This window comes from Ramlibacter sp. bp-362, from assembly GCF_054956735.1.
Genome location: NZ_JBUDXE010000012.1, coordinates 68,025 through 83,488, shown reverse-complemented (window position 1 = coordinate 83,488; position 15,464 = coordinate 68,025). Strand labels below are relative to the sequence as shown.

The 15,464-nt window shown below is 70.9% G+C and carries 15 protein-coding genes; 7 read left to right on the top strand and 8 right to left on the bottom strand.

The window, feature by feature from the left end:
* Positions 1–19 precede the first annotated feature (19 nt).
* Complete coding sequence (locus ACY0MJ_RS17080; protein ID WP_462639736.1) at positions 20–982, bottom strand: tripartite tricarboxylate transporter substrate binding protein; 963 nt, start codon at positions 980–982, stop codon at positions 20–22.
* 74 nt (positions 983–1,056) lie between these two features.
* Between ACY0MJ_RS17080 and ACY0MJ_RS17075 the strand changes: the two genes are divergently transcribed.
* Positions 1,057–1,932, top strand: a complete 876-nt coding sequence (locus ACY0MJ_RS17075; protein ID WP_462639735.1) for a fumarylacetoacetate hydrolase family protein — start codon at positions 1,057–1,059, stop codon at positions 1,930–1,932.
* Here ACY0MJ_RS17075 and ACY0MJ_RS17070 read toward each other — a convergent pair.
* Positions 1,929–2,936, bottom strand: a complete 1,008-nt coding sequence (locus ACY0MJ_RS17070; protein WP_462639734.1) for a serine/threonine protein kinase — start codon at positions 2,934–2,936, stop codon at positions 1,929–1,931. The two genes, ACY0MJ_RS17075 and ACY0MJ_RS17070, sit on opposite strands and share 4 nt — an antisense overlap.
* 23 nt (positions 2,937–2,959) lie before the next feature.
* Positions 2,960–3,379 carry an organic hydroperoxide resistance protein gene (locus tag ACY0MJ_RS17065; RefSeq protein ID WP_462639733.1) on the bottom strand — a complete coding sequence of 140 codons (420 nt, stop codon included), beginning with the start codon at positions 3,377–3,379 and terminating at the stop codon, positions 2,960–2,962.
* 125 nt (positions 3,380–3,504) lie between these two features.
* On the opposite strand from ACY0MJ_RS17065, the gene ACY0MJ_RS17060 reads away from it, so the two are divergent.
* Entirely contained in the window at positions 3,505–5,148 is a 1,644-nt protein-coding gene (locus ACY0MJ_RS17060; protein WP_462639732.1) for a GMC family oxidoreductase, read from the top strand.
* On the opposite strand, the gene ACY0MJ_RS17055 is transcribed toward ACY0MJ_RS17060, so the two are convergent.
* Together ACY0MJ_RS17055 and ACY0MJ_RS17050 are read right to left on the bottom strand one after the other, a co-directional pair.
* A complete protein-coding gene (locus tag ACY0MJ_RS17055; RefSeq protein WP_462639731.1) occupies positions 5,149–5,952 on the bottom strand; it encodes an ABC transporter permease in 804 nt (267 codons plus the stop codon).
* Positions 5,949–6,875 (bottom strand): ATP-binding cassette domain-containing protein, encoded by a 927-nt coding sequence (locus ACY0MJ_RS17050; protein WP_462639730.1) that lies wholly within the window; start codon positions 6,873–6,875, stop codon positions 5,949–5,951. The genes ACY0MJ_RS17055 and ACY0MJ_RS17050 overlap by 4 nt, the downstream gene beginning before the upstream one ends.
* An 88-nt stretch (positions 6,876–6,963) precedes the next feature.
* Between ACY0MJ_RS17050 and asd the strand changes: the two genes are divergently transcribed.
* The 3 genes from asd to ACY0MJ_RS17035 all read left to right on the top strand — a co-directional run bounded on the left by asd (position 6,964) and on the right by ACY0MJ_RS17035 (position 9,478).
* Entirely contained in the window at positions 6,964–7,827 is an 864-nt protein-coding gene (gene asd / locus ACY0MJ_RS17045) for an archaetidylserine decarboxylase (RefSeq protein WP_462639729.1), read from the top strand.
* A gap of 72 nt (positions 7,828–7,899) precedes the next feature.
* A complete protein-coding gene (locus ACY0MJ_RS17040; protein WP_462639728.1) occupies positions 7,900–8,241 on the top strand; it encodes a hypothetical protein in 342 nt (113 codons plus the stop codon).
* Positions 8,242–8,341: 100 nt separating this feature from the next.
* Complete coding sequence (locus ACY0MJ_RS17035; protein ID WP_462639727.1) at positions 8,342–9,478, top strand: hypothetical protein; 1,137 nt, start codon at positions 8,342–8,344, stop codon at positions 9,476–9,478.
* Between the two features lie 18 nt (positions 9,479–9,496).
* On the opposite strand, the gene ACY0MJ_RS17030 is transcribed toward ACY0MJ_RS17035, so the two are convergent.
* Positions 9,497–10,990: an AMP nucleosidase gene (locus tag ACY0MJ_RS17030; RefSeq protein WP_462639726.1), complete on the bottom strand. Its 1,494-nt coding sequence runs from the start codon at positions 10,988–10,990 to the stop codon at positions 9,497–9,499.
* A gap of 175 nt (positions 10,991–11,165) precedes the next feature.
* Between ACY0MJ_RS17030 and ACY0MJ_RS17025 the strand changes: the two genes are divergently transcribed.
* The gene (locus ACY0MJ_RS17025; RefSeq protein ID WP_462639725.1) at positions 11,166–11,423 is read left to right on the top strand and encodes a hypothetical protein; all 258 of its coding nucleotides are present in this window, start codon (positions 11,166–11,168) and stop codon (positions 11,421–11,423) included.
* On the opposite strand, the gene ACY0MJ_RS17020 is transcribed toward ACY0MJ_RS17025, so the two are convergent.
* Both ACY0MJ_RS17020 and gorA read right to left on the bottom strand, forming a co-directional pair.
* The gene (locus ACY0MJ_RS17020; RefSeq protein ID WP_462639724.1) at positions 11,416–12,987 is read right to left on the bottom strand and encodes a FecR family protein; all 1,572 of its coding nucleotides are present in this window, start codon (positions 12,985–12,987) and stop codon (positions 11,416–11,418) included. The two genes, ACY0MJ_RS17025 and ACY0MJ_RS17020, sit on opposite strands and share 8 nt — an antisense overlap.
* A 214-nt stretch (positions 12,988–13,201) precedes the next feature.
* A complete protein-coding gene (gene gorA / locus ACY0MJ_RS17015; protein ID WP_462639723.1) occupies positions 13,202–14,572 on the bottom strand; it encodes a glutathione-disulfide reductase in 1,371 nt (456 codons plus the stop codon).
* A gap of 87 nt (positions 14,573–14,659) precedes the next feature.
* Here gorA and ACY0MJ_RS17010 point away from each other — a divergent pair, with 87 nt between their 5' ends.
* On the top strand, positions 14,660–15,463 hold the full coding sequence (locus ACY0MJ_RS17010) for an MlaE family ABC transporter permease (RefSeq protein WP_462639722.1): 804 nt from the start codon (positions 14,660–14,662) through the stop codon (positions 15,461–15,463).
* Position 15,464: the final 1 nt, after the last annotated feature.

The window sequence follows — 15,464 nt, the reverse complement described above, 5'->3', positions numbered from 1 at the left end:
AGCCTCCGGGGGCGTTGGGTTACTGGACCTTGCCGATCTTCTTCACGACGTCCGCCATGCGGTGCACGTCGTTCTGCACGTACTTCGTGAACTCGGGCGTGTCCTGGTACAGCACGGGGCTGCCGGCGGCCAGGATGACCTGCTTGACCTTGGGATCGTTGGCCGCGGCGCGGGCGGCGGCGCGCAGGCGCTGCACCACCGGCTCGGGCGTGCCGGCCGGCACGAACAGGCCGGACCACTGCGCGTACTCGGCGTCGTAGCCGGACTGCTTGAGCGAGGGCACGTCGGGCATGGTCTCGAGCCTGGTGGTGCCCCAGTGGGCCAGCACGCGGATCTTGCCGGCCTTCACGTGCTGCAGCACGGTGGCGGGACCGGTGGCGAGCGCATCCACCTGGCCGCCGAGCAGCGCGACCACGGCCGGGCCGGCGCCGGTGTAAGGGATGTGCGTCATGCGCACGTTCGCCACCTGCTTGAGGATCTCCATGGGCACGTGCATCGTCCCGTAGTTGCCCGACGAGCCGAAGTTGATCGCGCCCGGGCGCTTGCGGGCGTCCTCGACGAAGTCCTTCACCGTCTTCCAGGGCGCGTCGGCCCGCACGGCCAGCACGGTCGGGTCGGCGGTGAAGCGGGCCAGCGGCCGCAGCGCGTCGTACGAGTACATCTGCTGGCGGCCGAGGATGGTGTCGGCTTCCGGCAGCACGCTGTACGAGGACAGCGCCATGAGGATCGTGTAGCCGTCGGCCGGCGCCTTGGCCGCGTACGCCATGCCGATGCCGCCGCCCGCGCCGCCCTTGTTCTCGATCACGACCGGCTGGCCGAGGTTGCGGCTCATCGCTTCGGCCACGGGACGCGCGACCGTATCGGCCAGGCCGCCCGGCGGGAAGGGCACGACGATGGTGACGGGCTTGGTGGGGAAGGCCTGCGCGGCAGCAAGGCCGGCCGCGGCAACAAGGCCCGCGGCCACGAGGAATCGGCGGAACATTCGGGATTCTCCTGAGGGTTGTTTTGTTAGCATGCTACGAAGCGCCATCCGGCGCGCGAAAGAGAGTTTTCCCGATGAAGATCGTTGCTTACCGCTACCAGGGCCAGCCCGGCGTCGGCCGCGTTTCCGCCGACGGCCGCCAGGTCGAACCCTTCCAGCTCTCCGCGGCCGAGGCCGCGCTGGGCGCCCTGCCGATCGTGGAGGCGCAGGCCGCCGGCCGCGCGCTGCCGCCCACCGGGCCGGCCCTCGCGCTGCAGCAGCTGCAGCTGGTCGCGCCCGTCCCGCGCCCGCGCCGCAACATCTTCTGCGTGGGCAAGAACTACCACGCCCACGCCAAGGAGTTCGCCGGCAGCGGCTTCGACTCCAGCGCCAAGTCGGGCGGCGACGTTCCCGCGCACCCGATTATCTTCTCCAAGGTGCCCGAGTCCGTGATCGGGCCCGGCGACAGCATCCTGTTCCCGGCCGAGGTGTCGACGGCGCTCGACTACGAGGCCGAGCTGACCGTCGTGATCGGCCAGGGCGGCAAGGGCATCAGGAAGGCCGATGCCATGAAGCACGTCTGGGGCTACACGATCATCAACGACATGACGGCGCGCGACTGGCAGGGCCGGCATTCGCAGTGGCTGCTCGGCAAGTCCTTCGACACCTTCTGCCCCATGGGTCCCTGGCTCGTGAGCGCCGACGAGATGGACGGCCAGGCCACCGACGTGAAGTGCTGGGTGAATGGCGAGCTGCGCCAGGACGCCAACACCAAGGATTTCATCTTCGACATCCCGACGCTGATCGAGTGCATCTCCGCCGGCATCACGCTGTACCCCGGCGACCTGATCGCCACCGGCACGCCGGCCGGCGTGGGCATCGGCTACAAGCCGCCGAAGTACCTGAAGTCCGGCGACGTCGTGCGCATCGAGATCGGCGGCATCGGCGTGCTCGAGAACCCGCTGCGCTAGGCGACCAGAGGCGGTTCCTCCATCGCCTCCATCTGCTCTTCGAGCATCTGCACCTGGCCGCGCCAGTAGTCGGGCGTGCCGAACCAGGGAAAGGCGATGGGGAAGGCCGGGTCGTCCCAGCGGCGCGCCAGCCAGGCGCTGTAGTGGACGAGGCGCAGCGTGCGCAGCGGCTCGACCAGCGCCAGTTCGGCCCGGTCGAAGTCGCGCAGCTGCTCGTAGCCATCGAGCAGCATCCCGAGCTGCCGCTGGCGTTGCGCCCGCTCGCCCGACACCAGCATCCACAGGTCCTGCACCGCCGGCCCGGTGCGCGCGTCGTCGAGGTCCACGAAGTGCGGACCGCCGCCCGGCGTCCACAGGATGTTGCCGGGGTGGCAGTCGCCGTGCAGGCGCAGCGAACGCACGCCGGCCGCCTCCGCCGCGTCGAAGGCCGCGCGGATCTGCGCCAGCGCCTGCTCGCAGGCGCGCGCCCAGTCGCCCTGGACGTCCAGCGGGATGGCGTCGTGCGCCAGCAGCCAGTCGCGCGGCTCCTCGCCGAAGGAGGCGACGTCGATCGCCGGCCGGTGCGCGAAGGCGGAGCGCACGCCCACCGTGTGCAGGCGCGCGAGGTAGCGGCCGATCCACTCCAGCACCTCGCCGTCGTCCAGCTCGGGCATGCGGCCGCCGCGGCGCGGCGACACGCTGAAGAGGAAGCCGCCGTGGCGGTGCAGCGTGCGGCCTTGCGGCGCGAGCGGCGCCACGACCGGCACTTCGGCGGCCTGCAGTTCCGCGGCGAAGGCGTGCTCCTCCAGGATCTGCGTCTCGCTCCAGCGGCCGGGCCGGTAGAACTTGGCGACGACGACCGCCGCGCCCTCGTGGGGATCCTCCAGGTGCACCTGGTAGACGCGGTTCTCGTAGGAGCTCAGGGCCAGCAGGCGGCCGTCGCCGTACAGGCCCGCGGCGGCGAGCGCATCCAGCACGACGTCGGGCGTGAGGCTTTCGTACGGGTGCCGCGCTTCGGGGTTCATGGCGGCATTGTCGCCGCCGCGGCTCAGGCGACGGTGAGCTGCACGGCTATGTTGTTGCGCGTCGCGTTCGAGTAGGGGCAGACCTTGTGCGCCTCGGCCACCAGCCGCTCCGCCGTCGCGCGGTCCATGCCGGGCACCGTGACCTTCATGCGCACGGCGATGCCGTAGCCGTTCGACGTCGGGCCCAGGTCCACCTCGGCGTCGATGGCCGTCTCGGCCGGCACGCTCACCTGGAGCTTGGGGGCCACGGCCTTCATCGCGCCGAGGAAGCAGGCCGAGTAGCCGACGCCGAACAGCTGCTCGGGGTTGGTGCCGGTGCCGGAACCGCCGGGCGAGGACAGCTTCACTTCGATGCGGCCGTCGTCGGAGCGGCCCGTTCCTTCGCGGCCGCCGACGGCGTGGGTCTTCGCGGTGTAGAGCACCTTGTCGAGGGGCGTGGACATGGGATTCCTTTCTTCTGCGGGGGAGGGGGTGTAGGCTTGCGCCGGTTCGCGCGGACAGGCCATTAGAGCCGGACTTCGCCGCGAGGGCGAGCCCCTCGCCGGACGACCCTTCCAGAGGAGACGACATGAGCACGACGGCATCCGTGGACTACCTGATCGTGGGCGGTGGCTCCGCCGGCTGCGTGCTGGCCGCACGCCTGAGCGAGGACCCGTCCGTGCAGGTGGCCTTGCTGGAAGCCGGCCCGCCGGACACGAGCGTGCTCATCCACTGCCCCGCGGGGCTGGCCGTGCTGGCGAAGAACGGACAGGTCAACTGGGCGTTCCAGACCGTGCCGCAGCCGGGCCTGAACGGCCGGCGCGGCTACCAGCCGCGCGGCAAGGTGCTGGGCGGCTCGAGCTCGGTCAACGCCATGATCTACGCGCGCGGCCACCGCAGCGACTACGACGCCTGGGCGGCGCAGGGCAATCCCGGCTGGAGCTGGGACGAGGTGCTCCCGTACTTCCGCAAGGCCGAGCACAACGAGCGCGGCGCCGACGCCTTCCACGGCACGGGCGGTCCGCTGAACGTGATGGACCTGCGCAGCCCGCACCGCTTCGGGCCCGTGTTCGTGGAGGCGGCGAAGCAGGCCGGCTATCCGGAAAACCGCGACTTCAACGGGCCGGAGCAGGAAGGCGTGGGCCTGTACCAGGTGACGCACAAGGCGGGCGAGCGCTTCAGCGCCGCCAAGGCCTATCTCGCGCCCAACCGCCAGCGGCCCAACCTGCAGGTGATCACGGGCGCGCAGGCCACGCGCGTGCTGCTGGAAGGCCGGCGCGCCGTCGGCGTGGCCTGGCGCCAGGGCGGGGCGGAGCAGGAGCTGCGCGCGCGCCGCGAGGTGATCCTGAGCGCCGGCGCGCTGCTGTCGCCGCAATTGCTGATGCTCTCGGGCATCGGCCCCGCCGCGCACCTGCGCGAGCACGGGATCGCCGTCGTGCACGACCTGCCCGGCGTCGGCCGCAACTTCCACGACCACGTGGACGTGGTGCAGGTGGTCGACGCGCCGCACCTGAGCGACCTGTTCGGCCTGTCCGCCAGGGGCATCGCGAACGTGGTGAAGGGCGTCCTCGAATGGCGGCGCCAGCGCAGCGGCCTGCTCACCACCAATTTCGCGGAAGCCGGGGGCTTCATCCGCAGCGCGCCCGAGGAGCCCATCCCGGACCTGCAGCTGCATTTCGTGATCGGCAAGCTGCTGGACCACGGCCGCAGGACGGTGTTCGGCCACGGCTACTCCTGCCACGTCTGCCTGCTGCGGCCGAAGAGCCGCGGCAGCGTGACGCTCGCCAGCGCGGACCCGCTGGCGCCGCCGCGCATCGACCCGAACTTCCTGGCCGATCCCGACGACGTCCGCCGGCTGGTGCGCGGCTTCCGGCTCATGCGCGAGATCCTGGCGCAGCCGGCACTGGCCGGCCACGGCGGCCGCGAGCTGCCGGACTCCGCCGCCGCGCGCGACGACGCGGCCATCGAGGCCTTCATCCGCGATCACGCCGACACCATCTACCACCCGGTGGGCAGCTGCCGCATGGGCAACGGCCCGCTGGACGTGGTGGACGCGCAGCTGCGCGTGCGCGGCATCGACGCGCTGCGGGTGGTGGACGCGTCCATCATGCCCAGCGTCGTCGGCGGCAACACCAACGCGCCCGTGATCATGATCGGCGAGAAGGCGGCGGACATGATCAAGGCAGCGGCGCACGCGCCGCGGACCTCTGGAATCGAAGCCGTACCTGCCTGACTATCCCGCGAACCGCCGCCGCGTCAGCGCCAGCGCCGCCCAGAACGCCACCACCGCATAGGCCGCCAGCACCAGCAGGTGCCGCAGAGGCTGGGCCGGCCAGCGGTCCAGGAACATCGGCCGCACCAGTTCCACGGCGGCCGTGAGCGGCAGCCAGTCGGACACCGCCAGCACGGCCGCGGGCAGCTGCTCGCGCGGGAAGAACACGCCCGAGAGGAACATCATGGGCGTGAGGAACAGCGTGAAGTAGTAGGTGAAGAAGTCGTAGCCCTGGGCCAGCGCGTTGAAGATCAGCGCGATGCAGGCGAAGGTGATGCCGGCGGCCAGCAGCACCGCCCAGGCCGCCAGCAGCTTGGGGCTGTACGAGATGCCCAGCGCCAGGATCACCACCAGGATGGCCGTGGCGGCGGAGATCGCCTTGTACGCGGCCCACAGCATCTCGGCCAGCACGATGTCGTCCAGGCCCACCGGCGCGTTCATGATGCCGTCCCAGGTCTTCTGCACGTGCATGCGCGAGAAGGCGGAGTACAGCGCCTCGAAGCTCGCCGCGTTCATGGCGCTCATGCAGACGGAGCCGCTGGCGAGGAACAGCAGGTAGGGCACTTCGGTGCCCTCGAAACGCACGTGGCCGACCAGCGCGCCCATGCCGTAGCCGAAGGCCACGAGCCAGATCAGCGGCTCGGCGATGTTGCCGATCAGGCTCGGTACCGCCAGCTTGCGCCACACGAGCAGGTTGCGCCGGAACACCGGCCACCAGCGCAGAGAGAGCGAAGGCGGCCGCCAGTGGTGGGTCGTGGATGTCATGCGTCCTCGCGGATCTGCCGCCCCGTGAGTTTCAGGAACAGGTCTTCCAGGTTGGACGGCCGGTGCAGCGTGCGCAGGCGCGGATGCCCGCGCCCCAGCGCCTCCAGCAGCGGCCGCGCGTCCTGCGTGTAGAAGAAGACCGTGTCGCCGCTCACCTCCGTGCGGCTCGCCAGGTCCTTCAGCGGCGATTGCGACAGCGGGATCGCTCCGTCGCCGTACGCCTCCACCACGTCGGACTCCAGGTGCTCGGCGATCAGGTCGCGCGGCCGGCCCTCGGCGATGCGTCGGCCGTGGTCCATCACCAGCAGCCGGTCGCACAGGCGCTCGGCCTCGTCCATGAAGTGCGTCGTGAGCAGGATGGACTTGCCCTGCTGCAGCAGCACCTGCAAGCGCTCCCACATCAGGTGGCGCGCCTGCGGGTCCAGCCCGGTGGTGGGTTCGTCCAGCATCAGCAGGCGCGGATCGTTGACCAGGGCGCGCGCGAGCGACAGGCGCCGCCGCATGCCGCCGGAGAGCTCCACCGGGCGCGCATCGGCCTTGTGCGTCAGCGCCGCGAATTCCAGCAGCTGCGGGATGCGCTCGCGGATGCGCCGTTCCGGCAGCCCGAAGTAGCGGCCGTAGACCTGCAGGTTCTCGGCGCAGCTGAAGTCGGGGTCGAGCGAGTCGAACTGGCTCACCACGCCCAGCTGCGCCTTGATCGCCAGCGCGTCGCGCGGCATGCGCAGGCCCAGCGCGTGGATCTCGCCCGCGTCCGGCGCGGTGAGGCCCAGGCACATGCGGATGGTGGTGGTCTTGCCGGCGCCGTTGGGGCCGATCACGCCCAGGCACTCGCCCGGCGCGATGCGGAAGGAGAGCGCATCGACGACGGTCGCGTTGCCGTAGCGCTTGCTCAGGTCGCGGACGTCGAGGAGCGGCTCGGTCATGGGCGCGCTATTGTGGCGCAGGGCGGCCGGCGCCGCCGCGCGATCGGCCCGCACCGTAGAATTTTCGTTTTGCCACGAAGGTCCCGACTTGTTCCCACCGCTCCCCATCACGCAGCAGTACCTCCTGCCCAAGAAGCTGCTGACCGTGCTGGCGGGGCGGCTGGCCGGCATGCGCCTGGGCGGCATCACGCAGTGGGTGATCCGCAAGTTCGTCGCGCACTACCACGTGGACATGGGCGAGGCGGCCGACCCGCGCATCGAGAGCTACGCGACCTTCAACGACTTCTTCACGCGGCCGCTGCGGCCCGGCGCTCGCACGATCGCGGCCGCGCCCTTCATCTGCCCCGTGGACGCCGCGATCAGCCAGTTCGGCCCCATCGAGCACGACCAGCTGTTCCAGGCCAAGGGCCACAGCTATTCGACGCGGGCGCTGGTGGGCGGCGACCAGGAACTGGCGCACCGCTTCGAGCACGGCCACTTCGCGACGCTGTACCTCGCGCCCAAGGACTACCACCGCATCCACATGCCCTGCGAGGGGCGGCTGAAGCGGATGATCTACATCCCCGGCGACCTGTTCTCGGTCAACCCGCTGACGGCGCGCCACGTGCCCAGCCTGTTCGCGCGCAACGAGCGGGTGGTGTGCGAATTCGAATGCGCGCACGGCCCCATGGTGATGGTGCTGGTGGGCGCCACCATCGTCGGCAGCATGGCGACCGTGTGGCACGGGGTGGTGAACCCGCCGCGCACGCGCGAGCCGCGCGAGTGGCGCTACGAAGGCCAGGACATCGTGCTGTCCAAGGGCGCGGAGATGGGCCGCTTCCTGCTCGGCTCGACCGTGATCCTGCTGTTCCCGAAGAACGTGCTCACGTTCACGCCGGACTGGGCGCCGACGAAGCCGGTCCGGCTGGGCGAGGCGATGGGCACGGTGTACGAGACCGAAGGCGCCCTGTGATCGCACCTGCGGGTGATTGCGCGCGCGGCGCGTGAGGAGTAGCTTTCCGCTTCTTCCCCGGAGGAAGCCGCGATGAACTACCGCTGCCCGCACTGCAGCCGGATGCTCGACGTCCGCAAGCTGTTCTTCCACGACATCTCGGCCTGCGCCCACTGCGGCCGCAAGGTCGTGCTCGGCGATGTCCTGGCCTTCTTCATGGCCGCCGTCGCCATGTCGGTGTCGGCGCTGAGCGCGCTGGTCCTGCTCAGCCACGAGTTCGCGGAGTACTACGTCGCCGCGGGCTACGCGGTGGCGATCGGCATGGCGGCCGGCGTCGTGGTGCTGCTGCTGCTCGGCCGGGCGGTGCCCTTCAAGGGCCCGGCGCGGCGGCGCCGGGCGCGGATGGACGCTTCCGGGACGGCGCCGAAGGCCTGAACGCGACAGTTCGCGGTGAGATCCTTCACAAGGACGCTTTCCGGCATGGAGCGCTGCCGGGCACTCCGCTAGATTGGGCTCCTCCAGAGGGGAGGAGATCATGACCAAACGCCTTGCAGCCTTGGCCCTGGGCCTGGCTGCCCTGCTGTGCGCCGGGTGCGCATCGGTCACGCAGGGCACGACCCACATGCTCCGGATCGACACCGTGACCGACGCCGGTCGCCAGGTGGACGGAGCCGATTGCACGCTGTCGAACGACCACGGCACGACCATCGCGAAGTCGGGCGCGTCCACCCTGGTGCGGCGCTCGAGCCAGGACCTTGCGATCGTTTGCACCAGCGATGGCCTCCCCAAGGCGACGGCGCAGCTTGTCTCGCGCGCGAACGCCGGGCTGGCCGGCAACATCATCATCGGCGGCGGCATCGGCGCCCTGATCGACCATACCAGCGGTTCGGCATACACCTATCCGGGCTGGGTGCAGCTGGTGTTCGGCCAGCATGCGGTGTTCGACCGGCGCAACGAGCGGGAGGGCATCGTGATGCTGGCGGCCGGGGCGCCGGCGAGCGTCACCGCCGCTGCCGCGCCCGCGGCCACCGCGGCTCCGGCGCCCGCCGCCGCGCAGGCGCCCGCCGCGACGCCCACGCCGCCCCCGACGGCCATCACCATCGCCTCGGTCCTCAGGCGCGGCGTCGCCGCGGGGGACCGGTTCGAATACCGCGTCACCGACCGGGGCAGCGGGAGGGTCGAAACCGTCACCTTGCGGGCCGACAGCGTAGACGCCACGCAGGTGAGCTTCAACGACGGGACGCACGTGGAGCGGCTGACGGGCGAGCCGGTGCGCCTGAGCACCGCGCTGGTCGGTGAACTCGACCAGGTCACGCCGCCGAACGGCTGGATGCCGGGCGGCCGGGTGCCCTCCGGCATGTGGGCGATGCGCTACCGCAGCATCGTTCCGGCATCCACCATGGCCTACGAGCTGGACGCGATGACGGAAGGCGAACAGACGCTGAAGGTCGATGGCGCCGAACTGCGGGTCGTGCGCATCGCCCTGCGCGGCTGGATCGAGAACCGCAACGGCATGATGACCTCGCGCGCGCCGTACAGCGCGACGGCATGGCTCTCCCCGGAGCTGCAGCGCGTCGTGCGCTTCGAGGCCCGGGCGCGCGCATCGAACAATTCAGGCATCGGCTATTTCGACATCGACGAGACCGCCGAACTCGTGCGCATGGCCCGCTAGGGCCGCGCGGCGTCCGGCCTACTGGAACGCCACCTCGTCGAAGCTGCGCAGCTTGCGGCTGTGCAGCCGCTGCGGGCCCTGCGAGCGCAGGATCTCGATCGCGCGCATGCCGATGCGCAGGTGCTGGTCCACGCGCTCGCGGTAGAAATGATTGGCCATGCCCGGCAGCTTGATCTCGCCGTGCAGGGGTTTGTCGCTCACGCACAGCAGCGTGCCGTAGGGCACCCGGAAGCGGAAGCCGTTGGCGGCGATGGTGGCGCTTTCCATGTCGAGCGCGACCGCGCGGCTTTGCGAGAAGCGCCGCTGCGGCTCGTTGCCCGGCAGCAGCTCCCAGTTGCGGTTGTCCGTGCTCGCCACCGTGCCGGTGCGCATGATGCGCTTGAGGTCCGCCCCCTTGCAGGCCGTCACGTCGGCCACCGCCTGCTCCAGCGCCACCTGGATCTCCGCCAGCGCCGGGATCGGGATCCACAGGGGCAGTTCCTCGTCCAGCACGTGGTCCTCGCGCACGTAGCCGTGCGCCAGCACGTAGTCGCCCAGCTGCTGGCTGTTGCGCAGGCCGGCGCAATGGCCGAGCATCATCCAGGCGTGCGGCCGCAGCACCGCCACGTGGTCTGTGATGTTCTTGGCGTTGGAGGGACCGACACCGATGTTGACCATGGTGATGCCGCCATGGCCGGGCCGGATCAGGTGGTAGGCGGGCATCTGCGGCAGGCGCGGCGGCGGCGCGCCCAGGCTGTCCATCGGCTCGCGCGGCAGGCCGACGCGGCGCGTCACCACGTTGCCCGGTTCGACGAAGGCGATGTACTCGCTGTCCGGGCGGTTCATCTCCTCGTGTCCCAGCTTCACGAACTCGTCGATGTAGAACTGGTAGTTGGTGAACAGCACGAAGTTCTGGAACCAGTCGGGCGTGCTGCCGGTGTAGTGGCGCAGGCGGTGCAGCGAGTAGTCGACGCGTGAGGCGGTGAACAGCGACAGCGGGTGCGCGTGCGCGTTCTCGAAGCGCAGCGTGCCGTTGGCGATGCCGTCGTCCATCGTGCCGAGGTCCGGCAGGTCGAACAGGTCGCGCATCAGCATGCGGCGCGAGGGCGGCAGGTTGCCCTCGATGTGGTCGTGCTCCGCGAAGGAGAAGTGCACCGGCATCGGCTCGTTGCTCGTGCCCACCTCCAGCGGCACGCCGTGGTTCTGCAGGAGCAGCCGGAATTGCTGGAGGTAGTAGCTCGCGTACAGGTCGGGCCGCGTGAGCGTGGTCTCGTAGCGGCCCGCGCTCGCGACGAAGCCGTACGACAGCCCCGAATTCTCCAGCGCCGCCTGCGGCACGACGCTGTCGGTGTGGATGCGCACGTAGGGGTAGCAGCCGCGCACGCGCCCGGGCAGCGACTCGCCCGCGACGAAGCGCTGCATCGCCTCGCGCAGGTGGTTGATCTGCTGCGAGTAGATCGCGCGCACCTGCGCCAGCGCGCTGTCGGCGTCGTGGTGGAAGGTGGGAGCGATGAAGGGCGGCATGAAGGGCATGTGCCTATTGTGCAACTGCCCTTCCACGCGCCTCAAACCCGGCTGGCGGTGCGCCACCGTCCTACAAGGTGTAACGCACTCGGCTGACCTTGCTTCCTGCAGGGTCCAACGACAGTCTGCGTCATCCAGAACAACGTCGCCTCGAGCGCACGCACACATCCAGGAGTCCAAGAAAATGACGACAGCGTTGGCCCCCAATCCCTTTGCCCTGATGGTCGACCCCGCCGAGGTCCGTGCCCACATCGACCGTTCCGAGCAACTCACCAAACTGAGCCAGCGCCAGTGCCACCCCCTCGACCGCGCCGTGATCCGCTGCGCGAGCGCCGAGATCGCCGCGTTCGACGCCAAGATCGACCGCACCACGATCTACCTGCCGCCGGAGGAAGACAAGCCGGCGGCGGTGACCCGCACCTACACGCGGCGCGTCAACTGACCCGGCGGAAGGGCACGCCCATCGGCGCGGGACGCGCGGGCTGCGGCGGCTGCTGCTGGCGCAGCCACACTTCCTGGTCGCGGCGCTCCTGTTCGCGCCGCGCCTGTTCCGCCAGCATCCGGCGCCGGTAGTCCTCCTCGCGGCGCGCCTGCTCCTCGCGCCGGGCCTGTTCTTCCCGGCGCGCCAGGTCCTCGCGGCGCGCCTGGGCTTCCCGCCTTTCTTCCTCGGCCCGGCGCGCCTGCTGCTCGCGCCGCGCCTGCGCCGCCTGCTCCTCGTGGCGCGCCTGTTCCTGCAGCCGCGCGAGCCGCTGCTTGCGGGCCTCCGCAATGCGTCTGGCCTCTTCGGCCTTGCGGGCGGCGGCGAGGCGCTTCTCCTCCGCCGCGCGGCGGGCCTGCGCCTGGCGCCGTTCCTCCTCGGCGCGCTTCGCGGCGGCGACACGCTTCTGCTCCTGCTCGCGCTTCGCCTGCGCCTCGCGGCGCTGCTCCTCGCGCTTGGCCGCCACCGCGCGCCGGCGCTCCTCGGCCCGCTGCTGCGCGACGCGCTTCTGCTCCTGCTGCTCGCGCGCCCGCGCCGCCTGCGCCTTCGCGCGCGCTTCCTCCTGCGCCTTCGCGCGGGCGACCGCGTCGGCCTTTGCACGGGCCTGCGCCTCCGCCTTCGCCCGGGCCTGGGCTTCGGCCTTCGCCTTCGCCGCTTCGGTCAGGGCCTGCGCTTCGGCCTTCGCCTTCGCTTGTGCCTCCGCGTCGGCCTGCGGCTGCGCCGGTGCGACGGGCGCGGCCACGCGCAGCGGCGCCGCGGCCCGCGCGGACGGCGTCAGCACCACGTTCGGGATCGCCTGCGCCTTGGCCGCGGCCGGCGCCGCGGCGGCGGGCTTCGCACCGGGCAGGGCGGAAGCGGGGCCGGCGATGATGATGTCGGGGCCGCTGCTCACGCGCCCGGTGTGCGGCGGCGGCTGGACCTCGGACCGCGCGAGCGCGGGCATGCTCACCGTGGGTTCGCCGCGCCGGCGCGCCGTGGCCCAGCGATCGAAATCGTCGGTGACGGCGAAGGCCGGCTGCTGCACGCGCGTGAGGTCGCGTTCCTTGAAAGTGAGGCGCTGGCCGCTGCGCACTTCGAGCGCCTCGCCCTTCTCCCCGAACACGACCGCCGTGCCCGCGTGCACCACGATGCGCGTGAGGCCCTTCCTGCGGTCCACGTCGATGCGGTAGTCGCCCGGCTGCCGCGCGCGGAACGCGAGGTTGGGCGTGCCCACCTCGAAACTGTCGCCGGGGTTCAGGCCGGTCACCGTGGCGACGATGCTGCCCTGGGTCAGGCTCAATTGCGTCGCCGCGTCGCCCACGTTCTCCAGGATCAGCTGCGTCTCGCCGTTGATGCGCAGCGCGTGGCCGCCGGCCTGCACTTCGGCGCGCGAGCCGCGGTCGGTCCAGAGCCGGTCGCCGCGCTTGAGCAGCCGGCGCGGCTGCACGTCCTGCCATTCCTTTTCGCCCTGCGGCGCGTACGCGACCGTGCCTTCGGCATGGGCCAGGTGCGCGGCCGGGACGGACACCACATCCTGCGCGAGCGCCACGCCACCGCTCCATGCGAGTGCAAGGGCTGCCAGGCCATGGCTGAACCGGCGGCAGCCCCGCCCGCCGGCTTTTCTCTGCAGTGCGTCCATGCGGTATTGAACGCCCGCCCACCGCAGAGTGCGCGCAAAGGCCGTGTAAAGCCTGTAGGAGATGTCCGACCCGGATGCGACCTGCGTGAAGTTGTCACGCGGCCGTCGCGCTGCGCCGGGCGCTTCAGGTGCCGACCGGCTCCCGCATCGTCACGAATTCCTCCGCCGCGGTCGGGTGGATGCCGATCGTGGCGTCGAACTGGGCCTTGGTGGCGCCGGCCTTCATCGCGACCGCGAAGCCCTGGACGATTTCGCCGGCTTCCGCCCCCACCATGTGCAGGCCGACCACCCGGTCGGTGGCGGCGTCCACCACGAGCTTCATCAGCGTCCGCTCGGCATTGCCGCTGAGCGTGTGCTTCAGCGCCTTGAACTCCGAGCGGAAGATGCGGACGGCGCCATGCCGCTCGCGCGCCTGCTGCTCCGTGAGTCCCACGGTCCCGATCGCCGGATGCGTGAACACGGCGGTCGGCACCAGCTCGTAGCTCATGGACCGCTGCCCGCTGCCGAACAGGTGGTCCACCAGCACCATGGCCTCGGCCAGCGCCACCGGCGTCAGCTGCAGGCGGGCCGTGAGGTCACCGATCGCGTGGATCGAGGGTACCGAGGTGGCGAAGCGGTCGTCCACGATCACCGCGCCGTGCGGTGACTGATGCAGGCCCACGGCCTCCAGGCCCAGGCCCGCGATGTTGGGCACCCGCCCGGTCGCGTACAGCACGCTGTCGGCCGCGAGCACCTCGCCGCTGGCCAGCGTGACGGCGAGTCCGCCGCCCGTGCGCGCGACGGACGCGACGTCGCTGCGGACGCGCAGGTCCACGCCGTGCTTGCGCATCTCGCCGGCGATGAAGGCCCGCACGTCGTCGTCGAAGCCGCGCAGCACCTGCTCGCCCCGGTACAGCTGCGTGACCTCGGCACCCAAACCCCGGAAGATCGAGGCGAACTCGCAGGCGATGTAGCCGCCGCCCACCACCACCAGCCGGCGCGGGAAGGGGTCGAGGTCGAACATCTGGTCCGACGTGAGCACGTGCTCCCGCCCTGGGAAGTGCGGCACCGAAGGCGTGCCGCCGGCGGCCAGCAGGATGTGGCGGGCGCGCCAGCGCTGCTTCTCGCCCGCCACCTGCACCTGCACCGTGTGCGCATCGCAGAGGGTCGCCCAGCCCCGCAGCACCTGGACGCCGGCACTGCGCAGCAGCTGCTCGTAGACGCCATTGAGGCGCGCGATCTCCTGCGCGCGATTGCGTTTCAGGCGTTGCCAATCGAAAGAAGGCGCGGGCAGGTCCCAGCCGAACCCGGCGGCGTCGCTGAATTCGTCGGCGAAGGCCGCGGCGTAGCTGTACAGCTTCTTGGGGATGCAGCCGACGTTCACGCAGGTGCCGCCCAGCGCCGCCGCTTCCGCGAGCAGCACGCGGGCGCCGCGCTGCGCGGCCATGCGCGCGGCGCGCACGCCGCCGCTGCCGCCGCCCACGACGAACAGGTCGCAATCGAAATCATCCGCCATCTCGTTCCTTTCCTTCCGGCCGGGCAGGCTCGACTGTAGGCCTCGCCTTACGAGCCTGGCCCAGCCGCGCCGTTACCATCGCGCTTCATGACCCACCTGTCGACGTGGTACCGCACGGTCCGCCACACCAGCCTCGCGCCGGTGCGCTGGGCCGCGGCGTGGGCGCGCATCACCTTCTTCGGGTCGGTGATGGTGGTGCGGGCGCTCTCGCCGCGCAGCTACGGGCCCGAGACCCGCCACAACCTGGCGCGGCACGTCTACGTCGACACGGCCCCCATTCTCGGCTGGTTCACGGTGCTGATCGCGCTGTTCACGCTGATCATCACGCGCATCGTGATCGTGACCTCGTCCAACTACGGCCTGTCCCAGTACGCGCTGGAGATGGTGGTGCGGGTGCTGGTGGTGGAACTGATCCCGCTGACGGCCGCCCTGTTCGTCGCCCTGCGCTGCACGATCCCCAGCGGCGCGGCGCTGGTGGAGATGCGCCGCATCGGCCACTTCCGCACCCTGCACCGGCGCCGGCTGGACCCGATCGCGGTGGAGGTGCTGCCGAGGCTGCTGGCCGGCGTGTTCTCCTGCATCACGCTGGCGGCCCTCAGCTGCGTGGTCGCGGGCGTGCTGGCCTACCTGGCCGTTTACGGCTTCACCACGGCCGGCGTCGACGCCTACACGCACATGGCGGGCCGCGTCTTCGACCCGATGTTCACCTTCATCTTCGCCATGAAGACCTTCTTCTTCGCGATCGCCGTGTCCATCATCCCCATGGCCTCGGGCCTGAACAACATCGAGGACGACGGCTCGCGCGAGAGCGCAGCGCTGCAGGGCCTGGTGCGCATGTTCGGCGTGCTGCTGATCCTGGAAGCGCTGTCGCTGGTGGGGAACTACATCTGAC

Excerpts from the sequence above, each read along its gene's own strand:
- ACY0MJ_RS17050 (WP_462639730.1), bottom strand. The coding sequence starts at position 6,875 with ATGACCGAGCCGCTCCTCGACGTCCGCGACCTGAGCAAGCGCTACGGC.
- ACY0MJ_RS17060 (WP_462639732.1), top strand. The coding sequence starts at position 3,505 with ATGAGCACGACGGCATCCGTGGACTACCTGATCGTGGGCGGTGGCTCC.
- ACY0MJ_RS17080 (WP_462639736.1), bottom strand. The coding sequence starts at position 982 with ATGTTCCGCCGATTCCTCGTGGCCGCGGGCCTTGTTGCCGCGGCCGGC.
- ACY0MJ_RS17025 (WP_462639725.1), top strand. The coding sequence starts at position 11,166 with ATGACGACAGCGTTGGCCCCCAATCCCTTTGCCCTGATGGTCGACCCC.
- ACY0MJ_RS17075 (WP_462639735.1), top strand. The coding sequence starts at position 1,057 with ATGAAGATCGTTGCTTACCGCTACCAGGGCCAGCCCGGCGTCGGCCGC.
- ACY0MJ_RS17040 (WP_462639728.1), top strand. The coding sequence starts at position 7,900 with ATGAACTACCGCTGCCCGCACTGCAGCCGGATGCTCGACGTCCGCAAG.
- ACY0MJ_RS17055 (WP_462639731.1), bottom strand. The coding sequence starts at position 5,952 with ATGACATCCACGACCCACCACTGGCGGCCGCCTTCGCTCTCTCTGCGC.
- ACY0MJ_RS17035 (WP_462639727.1), top strand. The coding sequence starts at position 8,342 with ATGACCAAACGCCTTGCAGCCTTGGCCCTGGGCCTGGCTGCCCTGCTG.
- gorA (WP_462639723.1), bottom strand. The coding sequence starts at position 14,572 with ATGGCGGATGATTTCGATTGCGACCTGTTCGTCGTGGGCGGCGGCAGC.
- ACY0MJ_RS17030 (WP_462639726.1), bottom strand. The coding sequence starts at position 10,990 with ATGCCCTTCATGCCGCCCTTCATCGCTCCCACCTTCCACCACGACGCC.
- ACY0MJ_RS17010 (WP_462639722.1), top strand. The coding sequence starts at position 14,660 with ATGACCCACCTGTCGACGTGGTACCGCACGGTCCGCCACACCAGCCTC.
- ACY0MJ_RS17065 (WP_462639733.1), bottom strand. The coding sequence starts at position 3,379 with ATGTCCACGCCCCTCGACAAGGTGCTCTACACCGCGAAGACCCACGCC.
- ACY0MJ_RS17070 (WP_462639734.1), bottom strand. The coding sequence starts at position 2,936 with ATGAACCCCGAAGCGCGGCACCCGTACGAAAGCCTCACGCCCGACGTC.